Origin of the sequence: Actinoallomurus sp. NBC_01490, assembly GCF_036227085.1 — a bacterium.
GTDB lineage: Bacteria > Actinomycetota > Actinomycetes > Streptosporangiales > Streptosporangiaceae > Actinoallomurus > Actinoallomurus oryzae.
On the sequence record NZ_CP109433.1, the window covers coordinates 300,133 to 315,229 of the forward strand.

At 68.6% G+C, this 15,097-nt stretch carries 20 protein-coding genes; 8 read left to right on the forward strand and 12 right to left on the reverse strand.

From position 1 onward, the window contains the following. Window positions 1-16: 16 nt before the first annotated feature. The gene (locus OG417_RS01485; protein ID WP_329248557.1) at window positions 17-1,225 is read left to right on the forward strand and encodes a HEAT repeat domain-containing protein; all 1,209 of its coding nucleotides are present in this window, start codon (window positions 17-19) and stop codon (window positions 1,223-1,225) included. Between the two features lie 172 nt (window positions 1,226-1,397). Here OG417_RS01485 and OG417_RS01490 read toward each other — a convergent pair whose 3' ends face one another. From OG417_RS01490 to OG417_RS01530, 9 genes are all read right to left on the reverse strand, one after another. Beyond that, window positions 1,398-1,712 carry a YrhB domain-containing protein gene (locus OG417_RS01490; protein ID WP_329248560.1) on the reverse strand — a complete coding sequence of 105 codons (315 nt, stop codon included), beginning with the start codon at window positions 1,710-1,712 and terminating at the stop codon, window positions 1,398-1,400. Next, window positions 1,709-2,464 carry a hypothetical protein gene (locus OG417_RS01495; RefSeq protein WP_329248562.1) on the reverse strand — a complete coding sequence of 252 codons (756 nt, stop codon included), beginning with the start codon at window positions 2,462-2,464 and terminating at the stop codon, window positions 1,709-1,711. The genes OG417_RS01490 and OG417_RS01495 overlap by 4 nt, the downstream gene beginning before the upstream one ends. Before the next feature lie 190 nt (window positions 2,465-2,654). After that, window positions 2,655-2,813 carry a hypothetical protein gene (locus tag OG417_RS01500; RefSeq protein WP_329248565.1) on the reverse strand — a complete coding sequence of 53 codons (159 nt, stop codon included), beginning with the start codon at window positions 2,811-2,813 and terminating at the stop codon, window positions 2,655-2,657. 831 nt (window positions 2,814-3,644) lie between these two features. After that, on the reverse strand, window positions 3,645-4,160 hold the full coding sequence (locus tag OG417_RS01505; protein ID WP_329248567.1) for a hypothetical protein: 516 nt from the start codon (window positions 4,158-4,160) through the stop codon (window positions 3,645-3,647). A 23-nt stretch (window positions 4,161-4,183) separates the two neighbouring features. Next, window positions 4,184-5,149: an aldo/keto reductase gene (locus OG417_RS01510; protein WP_329248570.1), complete on the reverse strand. Its 966-nt coding sequence runs from the start codon at window positions 5,147-5,149 to the stop codon at window positions 4,184-4,186. 178 nt (window positions 5,150-5,327) lie between these two features. Beyond that, complete coding sequence (locus tag OG417_RS01515; RefSeq protein ID WP_329248574.1) at window positions 5,328-5,426, reverse strand: DUF397 domain-containing protein; 99 nt, start codon at window positions 5,424-5,426, stop codon at window positions 5,328-5,330. Window positions 5,427-5,510: 84 nt separating this feature from the next. After that, window positions 5,511-5,609 (reverse strand): DUF397 domain-containing protein, encoded by a 99-nt coding sequence (locus tag OG417_RS01520; protein ID WP_329248577.1) that lies wholly within the window; start codon window positions 5,607-5,609, stop codon window positions 5,511-5,513. A 72-nt stretch (window positions 5,610-5,681) separates the two neighbouring features. Continuing rightward, window positions 5,682-5,780, reverse strand: coding sequence for a DUF397 domain-containing protein (locus tag OG417_RS01525; protein WP_329248580.1), 99 nt, complete (start codon window positions 5,778-5,780; stop codon window positions 5,682-5,684). Window positions 5,781-5,879: 99 nt separating this feature from the next. After that, window positions 5,880-6,617, reverse strand: a complete 738-nt coding sequence (locus tag OG417_RS01530) for a helix-turn-helix domain-containing protein (RefSeq protein ID WP_329248582.1) — start codon at window positions 6,615-6,617, stop codon at window positions 5,880-5,882. 83 nt (window positions 6,618-6,700) lie between these two features. On the opposite strand from OG417_RS01530, the gene OG417_RS01535 reads away from it, so the two are divergent. The 3 genes from OG417_RS01535 to OG417_RS01545 are packed head-to-tail and all read left to right on the forward strand — an operon-like array spanning window position 6,701 to window position 8,158. Beyond that, on the forward strand, window positions 6,701-7,147 hold the full coding sequence (locus OG417_RS01535; protein WP_329248585.1) for an ATP-binding protein: 447 nt from the start codon (window positions 6,701-6,703) through the stop codon (window positions 7,145-7,147). 34 nt (window positions 7,148-7,181) lie between these two features. After that, window positions 7,182-7,538 carry a helix-turn-helix domain-containing protein gene (locus OG417_RS01540; RefSeq protein WP_329248587.1) on the forward strand — a complete coding sequence of 119 codons (357 nt, stop codon included), beginning with the start codon at window positions 7,182-7,184 and terminating at the stop codon, window positions 7,536-7,538. Window positions 7,539-7,561: 23 nt separating this feature from the next. Beyond that, window positions 7,562-8,158, forward strand: coding sequence for a GrpB family protein (locus tag OG417_RS01545; RefSeq protein WP_329248590.1), 597 nt, complete (start codon window positions 7,562-7,564; stop codon window positions 8,156-8,158). Window positions 8,159-8,189: 31 nt separating this feature from the next. Here OG417_RS01545 and OG417_RS01550 read toward each other — a convergent pair whose 3' ends face one another. Further along, a complete protein-coding gene (locus tag OG417_RS01550; RefSeq protein WP_329248593.1) occupies window positions 8,190-10,406 on the reverse strand; it encodes a WD40 repeat domain-containing serine/threonine protein kinase in 2,217 nt (738 codons plus the stop codon). Window positions 10,407-10,584: 178 nt separating this feature from the next. Here OG417_RS01550 and OG417_RS01555 point away from each other — a divergent pair, with 178 nt between their 5' ends. Next, window positions 10,585-10,941, forward strand: coding sequence for a nuclear transport factor 2 family protein (locus OG417_RS01555; RefSeq protein ID WP_329248596.1), 357 nt, complete (start codon window positions 10,585-10,587; stop codon window positions 10,939-10,941). A 49-nt stretch (window positions 10,942-10,990) separates the two neighbouring features. Beyond that, window positions 10,991-11,923, forward strand: a complete 933-nt coding sequence (locus OG417_RS01560) for an NAD-dependent epimerase/dehydratase family protein (protein ID WP_329248599.1) — start codon at window positions 10,991-10,993, stop codon at window positions 11,921-11,923. Here the strand turns inward: OG417_RS01560 and OG417_RS01565 are convergent. Next, window positions 11,884-13,410, reverse strand: coding sequence for a GNAT family N-acetyltransferase (locus tag OG417_RS01565; protein ID WP_329248601.1), 1,527 nt, complete (start codon window positions 13,408-13,410; stop codon window positions 11,884-11,886). The two genes, OG417_RS01560 and OG417_RS01565, sit on opposite strands and share 40 nt — an antisense overlap. A 279-nt stretch (window positions 13,411-13,689) precedes the next feature. Between OG417_RS01565 and OG417_RS01570 the strand changes: the two genes are divergently transcribed. Continuing rightward, complete coding sequence (locus OG417_RS01570) at window positions 13,690-13,962, forward strand: hypothetical protein (RefSeq protein ID WP_329248604.1); 273 nt, start codon at window positions 13,690-13,692, stop codon at window positions 13,960-13,962. A 59-nt stretch (window positions 13,963-14,021) separates the two neighbouring features. Here OG417_RS01570 and OG417_RS01575 read toward each other — a convergent pair whose 3' ends face one another. Next, complete coding sequence (locus OG417_RS01575) at window positions 14,022-14,351, reverse strand: ArsR/SmtB family transcription factor (protein ID WP_329248607.1); 330 nt, start codon at window positions 14,349-14,351, stop codon at window positions 14,022-14,024. A 91-nt stretch (window positions 14,352-14,442) separates the two neighbouring features. On the opposite strand from OG417_RS01575, the gene OG417_RS01580 reads away from it, so the two are divergent. Beyond that, window positions 14,443-15,090, forward strand: a complete 648-nt coding sequence (locus OG417_RS01580; RefSeq protein WP_329248611.1) for a haloacid dehalogenase type II — start codon at window positions 14,443-14,445, stop codon at window positions 15,088-15,090. Window positions 15,091-15,097: the final 7 nt, after the last annotated feature.

The following is a 15,097-nucleotide window of genomic DNA, read 5'->3' on the forward strand; positions in this document are numbered from 1 at the left end:
GCCGCAGAATCTCCTGATGGATTCCTTGCGCCGGGCCGTGCTCCAGGTCGGCTGGGACGATCTCGAGCACGCCTACGGCCGGGCATCGGACGCACCGGCGCGGCTTCTCGCGCTGGTCGGCGACGATCCGCGGGCCCGCGCTGACGCGGTCGGGTATCTCGACGCCGCGATGCTGCATCAGGGCAGCGTCTACTCCGCGACAGGCCCGTTCGTCAGGATCGTCGCCGGGCTGCTCGGCGACCCCCGCACCGCCGTGCCCGTCGCCGACGTCCTGCCCTGGGACACCGCACCCCGGCCGCTGCGGGCGGCGCTGCTGAACTACCTCGTCCTGTTCGTCGAGGCATGCCGGCTCGAGGTTCCCGACGAGGAGCTCATCCGCGATGCCTACCCCGCCGGCCGCGACGAGGCGGACCTGCAACGGATCCGCGAGGCCGTGCGCGCCTGCGACTGGCGGCTCGACCCCGACCCCGCGACGCGAACGCCGCCTCCGCCGGCCCTCGTGGAGGCCGACGATGACCGGGAGTACGGCCGGGCCATGGCGGCCCGCGACCTCCTCACCTGCCGGAAGGTCGTCCCCGACGTGTTCGATGCGATTCTTCCGCTGGTCGATGACGCCGATGCGGACGTCCGCACTCCCGCCGCGACCGCAGCCGTGTACTGCCTGCGGCACGAATCGCCCGGCGGTCGCGAAGCGGCCTTGGCCGAACTGCTGGAGGACACCGCCGCCTGGTCATCCGAACCCAGGGAACGTGCGGCCATCGCCCGGCTGCTCGGAATGCTCGGCCGTCGCCCCGAGTCCCTGCTCCGTGACCGGCACCCGGGCGTACGGGCCTGCGCCGCGCTCGCGTCCGCATTCGCCGGTGACGAGCGCGCCACCCGCGAACTGGTCGCCGCTCTGGAAGACCCTGCAACCGCCGATCGGTGGTTCGAAGGCCACCTTCCCGGTCAGCAGGGCTGGCTCCGGTTCGATCTCGTGCAGGCGCTCACCGGCCGGGTCGACGATCTGGGGACAATCCTGCCGGCCGCACTCGGGCTGGCCGCGATGTCGTCCGGCGCTACCTATGACCGTGACCTGGGCCCGCTGGTCGGGCTGCCCTTTCCGCAGCCACTCACCGAGCAGAGCGTACTGACCACCGCGCAGCGGGCCTTCCTCTGCGCGCTACTGGCCAACTGGCACCCGCGCATACCGTTCGACGAAGAACTGTGCCGGATGCTGCTCCGCTGAGACGGCGCACTAGCTGATCTTGAACCTGTCCGGCGTGGTCGTGGCGTCGTGGATTTTCTCTTTCGTCGTTTCCTGGCATCGGCGTTCCCGATGATGTGCACGTCGTGGCGTGGGGTCGGGTGGGTGTTGGGGCGGCCTGGCGGGCGTCCTGGGCTGGCGAACGGCGGGATTGTCAGGCGTCTTTCGAGCTCGAGAATTTATGTGGATAATTTTCATATTCAGAGAGAGCTTGTTCGGGCGAATAAACTGACGGGAATTCCACGATGCGCCCATCCCTCCGTAGCACGAGCGCGGGCCCGGCGCCAATCAGCGCCTTCCGGGGGTCCCGGGTTCGGCGGAACGCTGCGGTGGTGTAGGTGAACAGCCATCCGTACTCGCGCTCGGTGATGTCGTCGTTGATGACTATCTCGGCATCTCCGTGTCGGTTCGGATATACCTTGGCCAAAAAATTAAAAAGGATTGCACATGCGTCGTCCTTGCTGATCACTGGGCCTCGCTACCTACATGCCGGATTAGATGAAATTCGAAATCGCCGGGATAGGGAAAGTGGTCAGTTATCCCAGTATACTCACCGCCGTTTACCTGTCCGTTAGGCCACCATCTGGCCTGTCCGTCGATCCACCACACCTTGCCGCCGAAATTACGCACGTTGAGGAAGTGGCCTTGGCCGATTTCCGGCTTTACTATGGATACGATTCCTTGGGTGTTATCCGACTGCAGCATCTCCTGCTCGATCGCCGCTGGGTTTGGCCTGGCATCGGCCCCCATCCAGCCGCTGGCGTAACCCCTTGAACGGCCGGCGACTGCCGCATGTCCCGCCTGGATATCGTCTACGGCCATGGAGACCTCGACGCAGTTCGTTTGATCGCCGAGGAAGTTAATGTTCGGCAGCAACCTTTCCATATCTTCGATGGTTTGCGGGGCGCCGCCGGGCATTCTGTCCATCTCTGCTTGAATGTCGTCTCGGTTTCTTCGCATTTCCTCCAGCTCCTGCGGGGTATGCGGCGCGCTTGCCAGGACTTCGGCTTGTCGCGGCCGGTATTGACTGCCTGGCACTTCTCCTCGCGGTCCGCTGTATTCGATTGGACGGTGGACTTGGGGAGTTCTGAGGCCATGGAAGCGTTCGAGACTCAGACCGCGCACGTCATGTTCAAGCGTTGCTGGGCTTCGCAGGAGCTCTTTTGCCACCACCCCGAAGATTCCGTACTCTGCAGGCTGGCCAAAATAGACATTTTTCATTACCTTCATCAAAGACCTGAACGTCCCCATTGGGGGATTGATTGACTGCCGGGCTGGTCAGTGGGTGCGGCGGGGTGGGCCGAGGATGCTGGTGATTTCGGCGATGGCTTCGCTTCCGGGTTTGACGTAGCGCATGGCGGTGCGGGGTTCTTCAGCGGCTATTCCCAGCTAGGACGATAAAATTGCCGTCCTAGTTGAGCCAACTCAGCACCATGGGAGTGACCTCCTGCGGGTCCTTCCCCAGGTGCTCGGCGACTGTCGTGATCGTCTCCTCAACTTCACCCGCAGGGATGAAGTTGAGGACGCTGGACTCTCCGCCCTCGGGCGCAGGCGCCTGCTCGTCGCTCATTGGCTTGATCCTCTGTTTGTGATGATGCCCGTGGTGATGGACGGGCTCTACTCTGAACAGTCCGACGTTGCCGGCAGGCAGCACGAACGAAATCGAGGCCGCGCCGTCACCGCCGGGCCCGCTCTCAGCGCCTGCCGAAAACGACACGGTTCAGCCGGTAGCAAGAAACGCAAGGCAGTCTTATAAGAGATAACCTCGCAGTTCCCGCTCCCGCTGGCCGGTCGGGCTGCACCCCTTCTGGCCTGTGACCTGGTATTTCTCTCCGCTCCACGATCCGAGAGCACGGGATGAGGAGACTTCAGGAAGCGTGAAGGTCCCTCTTCATCGCCGATGTCTTCGCCGAAGTGGTGAAGACGAGGGTGAACGCGCCCCACTGTGGCCAGGCGAGGCCCGCGAGCTCCCGGCGCGTCTGGCGCGTGATGAGCTGTGACGACGCCCTCGCGAGGCTGGATCCGGCGACGTGAGCGCCTGGGCCCCCGCCGCGGCTCAGATGCTCAACGCGACCGGATCCGGCGGCCTGCCGGCCGTCCCGAGCCGTACGTCGTCGAAAGGGTTCACCGCGAATCCAAGGACCGGATACGCCCACCAGGGATCAAAGCCGCCCTCAGGCTCGCTGAGGATCCTTCAGTTCGCCGCGAACTCTAGGCTTTCCGTGCCCTCCGCTCGGGTCCGTGTCACCAGACGCAAAGTAGAGGGTCTGCGCTGGTCAGGGCTTCACTCCGTCCGGCTCCGCGGCGGTGTCTGATGACGTGGCCGGACCTGGGTTTCGGCTGTGGACAGCTCGGCCTGGCCGCAGAGTCTCCGATGGACCGGGAGACGGCCCGTCCGGCATTACGGGAGCGGCTCCTGGCGCTGGTGGCGCTCGGCGAGTTGTTTGAAGTTCAGCAACTGCCGTCGGGCCATGACGAGGTCGCCGACGGACAGGCCGGGAGCGGCCCAGCGGGTGGTCCGCATGGCGACCTTGAGCAGCAGACGCGTTGTGTCGTGCGCTTGGGGCACGAGGACGTAGGACATGAAGGCGCCCATGATGGTGGCCGTCAGCTGCTTCCCGGGGTCGACCGAGACGATCCGGCCCAGCTCACGCCCGCCGGCGGTGGTGAATCTGTCGCCGACCTGCGGCTCCGGAAGGCCCATGAGTTTCCGGGGTGAGCGGCGGCCGAGGTTGTCGATCCAGTCGTAGGAGTAGGGAGCGAGCCTCACCTGCACCACCCACGGCCACACCGCCTCGGCGGGCGCCTGGACGTCCACGCCCCGCCATGCCCGGAGCGTGGGTGAGTCGACGAAGTCGTCGCAGGGGTAGGGGCGCAGGGTCTCGCTGTCGCTGACCCCCCATCGATCACCGATCACGCGTTCATCCTCCGCCCAAGGTGTCAGTAACGGGCGCCGACCGGTGGCGGGACGGCGTCGAGCTCGGCGAGGTCGTCGTCGGTGAGGTCGACGCCGGCCGCCGTGGTGTTCTCGTGGAGGTACTTGCGCTTCTTCGTGCCCGGGATGGGGATGACGTGCTCACCCTGGGCGAGCGTCCAGGCGATGGCGACCTGGGCCGGGGTGGCGCCGTAGCGCTCGGCGACCGTGCGGACGACGTCGACGATGCGGAGGTTCTGCTCCAGGGCGTCCTCCTGGAAACGGGACATCCAGCCGCGCATGTCGCCGTCCTCGAAGCTCGCCTTGGTCACCGTGCCGGTGAGGAAGCCGCGGCCGAGCGGGGAGAACGGCACGAACGCCGCGTCGTTGACGGCACACCAGCCAACGACGTCGCCGCTCTTGGTGTCACCGTCGGCGCTCACACCGAGCGGGTCGCGGGTCCACAGGGACAGCTCCGACTGGATCGCCGCGACCGGGTGAACGGCGTGCGCCTCCTCGGCCTGCTCGACCGTCACCTCCGAAAGGCCCAGGTGACGGACCTTGCCCTCGGTGACCAGCTCGGACATCGCGCCCCACGTCTCGGCGAGCGGCACGTTGGGGTCGACGCGATGCAGGTAGTAGAGGTCGATCACGTCGGTGCCGAGCCGGCCGAGGCTGGCCTCGACCGCCTCGCGCACGTGCTCCGGCGTGCCGTCGCAGGACATGCGCTGGGCCGAGGAGCCGACGAGCCCGACCTTCGTGGCGAGCACGACCCGGTCGCGTACGCCGGCCAGCGCCTGGCCGAGCAGCCGCTCGTTGTGCCCGGCGCCGTAGACGTCGCTCGTGTCGAGGAACGTCACACCGAGGTCGACGGCCTCCCGGATCAGCGCGACCGACGCGTCGTCGTCACGCTCGGACTCGGTGTAGGCCCAGCTCATGCCCATGCAGCCGAGGCCTACCGCGCCAACGTAGCGGTCCGCGAACTTCCTCATGGCGGGGTCCCCTTCCGGACACGTCGACCGCCGCGTGACCCGAGCGGCGTCAAGCGAAGCCTACGACCGGCCGGCCGGGACCGGGACCGGAACTCCGGCTTGTGGAAAACGCCAAGAAGGTCGCCTGCTGTCGACGTTGGCCGCAAAACGGCTGAGCCCGAAACCCAGTACAGGTGAGTTACGCCTGGCCTTCGAGCTCGTCACACTCGCCGACCCCGACCTCCACACAGTCGGTGTTGGCACCATTGCTGTAGCTGGACTTGCGGAAGTCGATCATTCCATCGCCTCCATCGCGCGCTGGATCAGATCTCGGGAGCGTCGGGCAAAGCAGGCCTGGCGGAGGTCATCGTATGTGGGCGGGTTACTCGTGGCCTTCGAGCTCGTCGCGCTCGCCGACCCCGACCTCCACACAGTTGGTATTGGCACCATTGCTGTAGCTGGACTTGCGGAAGTCGATCACTTAATCGCCTCCATCGCTCGGGAGGTCGTTGGGCGAAATAGACCTGGTGGAGGTCGTCGCCGTGCAGGTGGCTTACGCCTGGCCTTCGAACTCGTCGCGCTCGCCGACCCCGACCTCCACACAGTCGGTGTTGGCACCGCCGCTGTAGCTGGACTTGCGGAAGTCGATCACTCCATCGCCTCCATCGCACGCTGAATCAGATCTCGGGAAGCCGATCGGGAGAGGGCATCCGCCCCGACCTCCTCGAAGCGTACAACGAGCCGACGTGCTTCACCGTTGTCCAAGATCAGCCTGCCTCCCTCGCACGCCTCCGTGTAGGCCGACATCACCTTCCGGGTCGCAGCCCATGAGCTTGAAGGCCCCGGCGAGACCGAGGTGGAAGCCGATACTCCGTGGTGCGACCCTGATCGTCACATTGGGCAGGCGAGAGATCTCGAGCAGCCGTGCAAGCTGCGCGCGCATGATCTCACGACCGCCTACGGGACGGTCGATCACGCATTCGTCAAGGAGAACGGACATGCGTGGCGGCGGATTCTTGTTCATGATCGCCTGACGCGCCATTCGTTCGGCTACGGCCTGGTCCACATCGGCGTTACCTTCCGTGCTGATCGCCACCCGGGCGTAGTCCTCGGTCTGGAGCAACCCGGGAACTTTCAGCGGCTCAAAGATCCGAACCGTGTGAGCGCGCGCCTCATAGTGCAGATGCTCTACGTACCAGTTTGGATTGTGGTCGCGGCGCGCGAAAGTGAAGATGCGCACGAAGTGACCATTTGTCCGCCATGCACCATCAAGTGGTTTCAGATTCTTCTCTGAAGGACGCCGGTTCATGGCTTCGAAGTTTGAAACATGTGCGCGGCTGCACCCCATGATGCCGGCGACCTTCGTGGCGCTTTCTCCTCGCGCTAACCGGTAGCGCCGCAGGTCGTAGGCCAGCCAATGCCACAGTGACGCGTCAGGATTGATGCGATCAGCCGCAGGCACGAATGCGTCACCCCCGGTTTCAGCCAAATAGAAACGGTACCCAATGTAACCACTTGACGCCAGGATTGGGGAAACTTCACGTAGCCCACCTCACGAGAATCGACGGACCCATGCAAACGACCGGCGTATCGCCGTGGCCAACGCCAAATTGCCAGCAAGTCGAACAAGTGGTGTTTCCGGCTGAACCACAGCAGTGCGGCGCCGCTCGTCGTTGGACCCGCGCCTATTTCTGCCGGCACGAGCTGGCCGAGCTGGGAGATGCCGCGGCCCTGGCCGTCAGCGAGACGTTCACCAACGCCCTGCGTTGTCCGATGACGGACCCGGACGGCCATCCGGTGATCCCGATTCGCATCGTTCGGTTCCCGTCCTTGTTCCGGATCGAAATCTATGACGGTGACCCGACTCCGCCTCCGGACGCGGTTCCCATCCCCGCGGCCGGCGACGAACGACATCGCGGGCTGGTCGTCGTTGACGCGCTCGCGACTCAACGCGGATCCTTCCGGGCCGGCTCCGGTAAGGCCGTTTGGTTCACCCTCCCCCGCGACCTCGGCAAATGACCAGGCGCCTAACTCATGGATTGGCTTTTCCCTCATGGCATCTCCGGATTCCGGTTCTGACTTCGACGATCTGCTCACTCCGAGGGAGGCCGCGGCGCTGCTGGGCGTACGGACCACCACGCTTGCCCGGTGGGCGCGGGACGGGCTGCTCAAGCCCGCCGTGCACACGCCCGGTGGCCATCGTCGCTACCGGCGCGGTGAAGTGCTGGCCGTACGGACCGCGAACACCGCCGGGCGGCGGAGGCAGCTGGAGGAGGACGCGGTCCGGCTCTACGACCAGGGCTGGCCGATCCGCCGGGTCGCGGCCGAGTTCGGCGTCAGTTACGGCCTGATGCGCCGGATGCTGCTGACACGGACCGCCCTGCGGAATCGCGGCGGGCGGGAGCGATGACCCCACTCCCTAAACTTGCTCGAATGCCTGAGGACCCGATGCTCGCGCCCGTTCTGGTGGATCACGATCCCGGTTGGCGGGCCCGGGGATTCGCCCTCACCGCCGAGCTCCAGGCGACGCTCGCGCCATTGGCGCTGCACGTCGAGCACATCGGCAGTACCTCCATCCCCGGCATGGCGGCCAAGCCGATATTCGACCTGCAAGTCAGCGTGAAGGACCTTCAGGAGGCCGAGCGCGCGTTCGACCCGCCGTTGGCCGAGCGGGGATTCCGGCGTTCCGTTCATCGGCACGACCACGTCCCCGCCGGATGCGACGACGATCCGGAGCTCTGGACGAAGAGGCTGTGGTCACGGCACGGGCACTCAGGCCCGGACGTCAACCTGCACGTCCGGCGCCTCGGCTCTCCGAACGAGCGGCTGGCTCTGCTGTTCCGCGACTGGTTCCGCGCCCACCCCGAGGCCGTCCCCGCCTACGCGCGCTTCAAGCGCGTCCTCGCGGGCACCGTCGGCGACATCGACACGTACGCCGACGTCAAGGACCCCGTCGTCGACCTCGTCATCGCGGTCGCCGAGCCCTGGGCCACCACCATCGGCTGGACACCACACTTCGAAACGGGCTGAGTGGCGACCAGCAAGGATCAGTGGAAGAGGATCACGGGCTCCAGGACGCGATTCGCTTGTGCGACCGTACGTTCCACACTTTGCCTCCTTGGTCATCCGCAGCGGCCAGCATGCGGCCGTCCGCGCTGAACACGATGGCGTGCGGCTGGTCCTCAACGTCCTGGAGCGTCGCGGTCGACCTGTCGGTGGCCAGGTCCCAGATTTCGATGATCGGCTGCTGAGTTTCCGGGGCGTCGGCGGGGATGGCGAGTTTCTTGCCGTCCGGGCTGAAGGCCAGCGCGTCGGCGTACGGGGTGGCGCCGAGCACGCCGGCGTCCCGATTCGCGGCGAGGTTCCACAGATGGAGGGCGCTGCCCCCGTCATCGGTGTGCACGAGCGTCCTGCCGTCCGGGCTGATCGCAATGGGCTCCGGCCCGGCGTCGGGCAAGGCGGCGACCTGCCGGTCCTTCTCGGTGTCCCAGACGAGGATCCCACCGTTGTCGTCATCGGAGTCCGACCCGCTGTAGTGGCCGCAGGCGGCGTAGCGGCCGTCCGCGCTCAGCGACATACCGATGCAGAGAGCGTCTCCGTGGAGCGGAATGGTGGCGGATGCGTACTTACCGGTGCGAAGGTTCCAGTGGCCGATGGTGCCGCCCGTTCCGAGAGCGGTGACGGTCCTGCCGTCGGAACCGAACCGCAGCGCCCCGACCGTGCCCTCGAAACCGGAAAGCCTCCGCTTCTTGTGCCCGGCGGTGTCCCAGATGGTGGGCGGTCCGTCGGCGGCGACGGCGAGGGTCCGACCGTCCGGGGCGAGCGCCAGCGCGTCGGTGACCTGTATGGAGTCAGGGGACGCGTCGAAAGAGTGCTGGAGCTTGTGGGAGGCGGTGTCGTACACCTTGATCACTCCGGAGTCCCCGCCGAACGCGACACGCCTTCCGTCCGAGCTGAGCGCAGTCACCTGAAAACCGTCGTCGGCAGGGCTCGGCGAGGCGTCCGGAGGGCTGCTCGGCGCGTCAGACGGAATGCCGGGCAGGCCACCGAAGGGGTCGGACGGGCTCGGAGCGACGCCTGTCGGGGAGACGTTGCCAGTGCCGTGCACGCAGGCGTACAACACGGCGATGCAGATGACGACGATGATCGTTCCGCCGGCCGCCCGTCCCAACCGCGGATAGGCGGGGGCCGGAGCGGGCACGCGGTGGGGCCGGGGGGAGACGCTGGAGCGCGTGTAGTGCGGGCGGCCCGGAACGGCTCCGGAACCCACCTTCGGCTTGGGGGCCGACGGACGGGCGGCCGGCACTGACGCCGAACCTCCGTTCTGATCGGCTGCGGCGCCGCCCGAGGTGGTCGTGCCGCCGGCCGGTGGCGACGTGGCCGGTGGCGCGGCGGTCGAGTCGCCGGTGTCCGGCGGCGCGATCGCGGGTGTCGCGGCCGTCGCATCGTCCTCGTCCTGCTGCAGGATCGCGTCGAGTCGTTCCGCGGCCTCCTCAGCGGTGGGGCGGCGGTCGGGGTCCTTGCGCAGTAGGGCGGTGATGAGCGGGGCGAGCGGCCCGGCGTTCACCGGGGGCGGTGCCTCTTGGGTGAGCAGGGTCAGCAGGACGGTGGCGTAATCCGGGCCTTGGAACGGCGGCCTGCCCGTCACGGCGTTGAACAGCGTCGCACCGAGCGACCACAGGTCGGCGGCGGGGCTGGCGGCGGCGTTCTCGACCTGCTCGGGGGCCATGAACGCTGGAGTGCCGAGGACATCCTCGGCGTCGTCGGCGCGTTCGCCGACCCGCTGTGCGACGCCGAAGTCGGTGATGACCACCCGCCGATCGGTGATGAGGACGTTGGCGGGCTTCAGATCGCGGTGGACTATTCCGGCGGCATGGGCCTCCCGCAGTGCGTCGAGCACCGCAGCGCCGATCTCGGCCACGCGCCGGTATGGCAGCCGTACCTCCTCCTTGAGGATGTCGGCGAGTGAACGGCCGTCGATGAGCTCCATGACGATGACGGGAGCGTCGTCGTCGATGACGTCGTGGATCGTGACGATGCCGGGGTGGTTGAGCCGGGCGGTCGCACGCGCCTCCTGAAACGCCAGCGCCGTGAGCTCCGCGCGTTCCTCATCGCTTAGACCGGGGTCGAACAGGACCTTCTTTATGGCGACCTCGCGGTCGAGCATCTCGTCGTGGCCGCGCCACACGGCGCCCATGCCGCCCCGGCCGATGGTCTCGATCAGCCGGTACCGTCCGTTGACGAGTTGTTCCTCGCCGTCCGGTGCGAACTCCACCATGATCAGGTCAGACGCGCACCCGGTGACGTGGGTTCCCCCGACACGTCGGCTGAGCCTCGATTCGCCAGGCACCACAGGATCGACTTCGCTCGACCCGACTTGCTTACCTCACACGTAATCGATCCTCCGCCGGGGCGCTGGCATCGTCATGGGTGTTCCGAAACAGGAGGAAAATGCCATGAACGAGCTGGTCAACCGCTACATCGACGTCTGGAACGAGAAGGATCCCGCCGCGCGGCGCGCACAGGTCGAGGCGATCTTCGCCGCCGACGGCCGGTACGTCGATCCGCTCGCCGACGTCACCGGGCACAACGGGATCGACGCGGTCATCGGCGCCGTCCAGGAGCAGTTTCCCGACTTCGTCTTCCGCCTCGGTCCGTCCGTGGACGCGCACCACGACGTGGCCCGGTTCACCTGGGAGCTGGGCCCCAAGGACGGGGAGGCCGTCGTCGTCGGCTTCGACGTGGCGGTGCTCGCCGCCGACGGCCGGATCCAGAACGTCCACGGCTTCCTGGACAAGGTTCCCGCCCAGTAGTGCCGAGCCCGCGGCATCGCCGGTCCGGAACCGCTTAGGCTTTCTCTACATGCGGACTCTTGTGACCGGCGGTGCCGGGTTCATCGGCTCTCATGTGGCGGACGCTCTCGTCGCCGGCGGAGACGAGGTCGCCGTGCTCGACGACCTCTCCCGTGGGCGGCCGGGGCGCGTCGACCCCTCGGTCACGCTCTTCAACGCCGCGATCACCGACGCCGACGCGCTGGCCGAGGCGGTCGAGCAGGCCAAACCGCAGGTGATCTGCCATCTCGCCGCCCAGATCGACGTACGGGTGTCGGTCGACGCGCCCGCGGCCGACGCGGCGGTCAACGTCGTCGGCACGGTGAACGTGCTGGAGGCCGCGCGGGCCGTCGGAGCGCGCGTGCTGTTCGCCAGCACGGGCGGCGCGATCTACGGCGGCGGCGCGTCCATCCCCACCACGGAGGACGAGCAGCCGGCTCCGGAGGCGCCGTACGGCACCGCGAAGTACTGCGCCGAGCAGTACCTCGCCCTCTACAACCGCCTCCACGGCACCGCGCACGCGGCGCTGCGGCTCGCCAACGTCTACGGCCCGCGGCAGGACCCCACCGGTGAGGCCGGGGTCGTCGGCATCTTCTGCGGCAGGGCACTGCGGGGCGAGCGGCCGACCGTCTTCGGCGACGGGCGGCAGACGCGCGACTACGTCTACGTCGGTGACGTCGCCGAGGCGTTCCTGGCCGCCGCCCGTACGGAGACCCCCGGCGTCTGGAACATCGGCACCGGGCGCGAGACCAGTGTGCTGGAGCTCATCGACGTCGTCGGGCAGGCGGCCGGACGGACCCTCGACCCTGAGTTCCTGCCGGCCCGTCCCGGCGAGGTGCTGCGCAGCGCCCTCGACGCCGAACGCGTCCGCGCCGACCTCGGCTGGAGCGCCCGCACCAGCCTGGCCGACGGCGTACGCGAGGTCTACCGCTGGATCGAGGCCGGCTCCCCCGACCGGGTCTGAGCGATCCGGTAGTGGTACCCGTGTGACCGGGTGAAACCGGCACGGGTGTAGAGCCGCTGCGCGGTGTCGTTGTCGTCCTCGACCTGGAGGTACAGCCGGGTCGCCCCCTGGCGTGCGGCCCACCGCGCCCCGGCGCCGAGGACGGCGGTCGCGATGCCCTGGCCACGCAGATCGGGCCGGGTCGCCATGGCGAAGACCCCCGCCCAGCCCGAGTCGGCCGCGAACAGGCCCATCCCCGCCGGTCGCCCGTCGCGGCTCACGCTCAGGAAGGCCGCGGGCGCCGCGATGCGGGAGATCACCTTCTCCGCGACCCGCACGCTGTCGGCGCGCGCGTTCAGCTCGGCGAAGATCTTCAGCCACGCGTCGGGCGTCTCGGCCACCTCGACGGCCGGTGCGGTGGTGCCGGAGGCGTCCACGACCTGCGACGTCACGGCCGTCATGACGGACGTGGGCGCGTCCCTGCGGTAACCGCGCTCGGCCAGTGCCGCGTCCAGGTCCCGGTGTCCGGGGCCGAGCTGCACCATCGCGGGCAGGTCGCGGGCCCGGTAGAACGCCTCGAGGTGGTCGATGGACGGCTCCGCGACCGGCATCGCCGAGTTCGAGCGCCGCCGTCCGACGCCCGGGGTGTGCCGCAGCAGCCAGCCGCCCTCCTCCACCACGGTGCCCGCGGGCCAGGCGGCGAACGCCCGCCGCTCGATCTCCCGTACGACCGAGGCCGCGCACGCCTCCACGACCGGGCCGACCAGACCGGCGAGCGTCTCCTGGTCCTGCGGCCGGGCGGGCTCGTACTCGGTGATGCCGAGCCCGGCGATCTCGAAACGGTCGGCGAGGGCGGTGACCATGCCGACGACCTGGCCGGGTGTCAGCCCGCCCGCCTCGGGCGTGCCCACCGAGGCGAACACTCCGGGGTCGAGGACGTCCAGGTCGATGTGGACGTACACCGCGTCCGCGTCGCCGACCGTCTCCAGCAGGGACGCGGCGTCGGTCACGACGGGCAGCCCCTCGGCGTACGCGCGCTCGGCCGGATCCAGCGCCCGTACGCCCGCGAGCACGACCTGGTCACGCCGCAACGGCCGGTCGGGGACCAGCGCGGACGGGCCCTCGCCGAGGAGGGTACGGAGCACCATGCCGTGAAAGGCGCCGGACGGTGAGGACTCCGGCGTGTTGAGGTCCCCGTGCGCGTCGAACCAGACCACCGCCAGCCGCTCGCCGTGCCGCCGTACGGCCGCGGCGACCGGCGCCAGCTCGACGCCGCAGTCGCCACCGACCGTGACCGTCAGGCGTCCCCGGGTACGGTCGAGCGCGGCCCGGACCTTTGCGGCGTTGTCCGCCAGCACGTCGCCGGGCTCGGCCGGGACGTCCACGCGCAGGTGCTCGGCAGCCGGCACGAGATCGGCGAGCAGCCGGGCGCCGTCACGCAGCCGCCGTGCGGTCGCCGCGCCCGACCCTTGCCACTGGGGCACCTCCACAACCGCGATCTCCGACACCGGTATCCCCCTCTTTGTCCGGATAGCTCGTCCGGAGCCTAACAACGGGCCTCGTCGCCCGGACACCGGAATTCCGCCGTGACGAGGGCTTCCTCCGACGTCGGCCCGCCCTGTGTGTCACCCGTCGGCGTACGGCCAGATGTCCACCTGGGGGAACCGTGCCGTCACCGTACTCCGGCGTAGCCTGAGAACGATCGGGTGGCTTTCACGAGCAGGGTCCGCGCTCCGGGGGTCGGTCACGCCGACCGGGGCGCGCCGTGGAAGGACCGGGGGGTCTCCATGAAATTCCGGACACGCGCGGCGACGGCCGTCGGCGGCGCCGCCGTGGTGGGCATGACCGCGTTCGCCGTCGGCGCCGCGGCTCCCGCCGGCGCACAGCAGGCCAAGCCCGCCGTTCAGGCGGCGAGCGTCACACCGCATCACGGCACGGCCGCCCAGGGCTGCTGGGACGACTGCTGGGGCTGGGGCGGCGACCACTGGGGCGACCACTGGGGCGGCGGCTGGGACGAAGGCTGGTACAGCAGCTGGCACAGCTGGGGCTATGGATGGTGACGCACCGGCCTGACCACCTCTGGTGAGCTCGTCCGGGCGCCGGCGCGCGGCGCGGTGGGTCATCCGTGCGGAACGCGGCCCGCCGTGCTGAGTCGTGCCACGGTGGCGAGCAGCCCGGGGAAACGCTGCTCGAACTCCGCGCGGCGAAGCCGTACGAACGTGCCGTTACCGGCGTCTCGTTGCACGATGAGCCCGGCCTCGCGGAGCGCCCGCCAGTGGTGCGTCTTGGTCGACTTGGTCACCGGCATGGCGAACGAGGCACAGGCGCGCTCGGCGTCGGCGTCGTCGGCCACCAGCTCGGTGACCACGGCCCGGCGCAGCGGGTCGGCGAGCGCGCGGAACACCTGACCGAGATCGACCTCGTCGAGCGGCGGCACGGGGAAAGTCATGTGATCTTTCTCCTCGACAAGGTACGACACTTGCCGTACCTTCTTCTGGTACGAGACTCATCGTACCTCTTGGAGGCCTGTGATGCTGTGCGTGTTCGACGTGAACGAGACTCTGCTGGACCTGGCGGGACTCGACGACCTGTTCGGGTCGATCGTCGGCCACCCGGACGCTCGGCGCGAGTGGTTCGACCTGGTGATCCACAACGCCCTGGCACTGACCGCGGCGGGCGCCTACCGTCCGCTCGGCGAGATCGTGACGGCGTGCCTGCCACCGATCGCCGAACGGTACGGCCGGAGCGTCACCGCGGAGGACCAGCGGGAACTGGGCCTGCGGATGCGCCGGCTGCCGGCCCATCCCGACGTCACGGAGGCACTGCGACGGCTGCGTGACGCCGGGCACCGGGTGGTGACGCTGACCAACTCGACCGGCGACTTCGCCGAGGACCAGCTGCGCAACTCCGGTCTGCGCGACCTGGTCGACGCGGCGTACTCCGCGGACCAGGCCGGCCGGCTGAAGCCCGCCCCCGAGCCGTACCGGTTCGTACTGGAGGCCGAGGGCGTGGCACCGTCGGACGCGGTGCTCATCGCCGCGCACGGCTGGGACGTCACCGGCGCCCGCCACGCGGGCCTGAAGACGGCCTTCGTCGCTCGCGACGGCGCGACCCCGCTGTCGGCCGACGCCGCTCCGACGATCTCGGCCCCCGACCTGACCACGATCGCCACGCGGCTCATCGGGTGAAACAGTC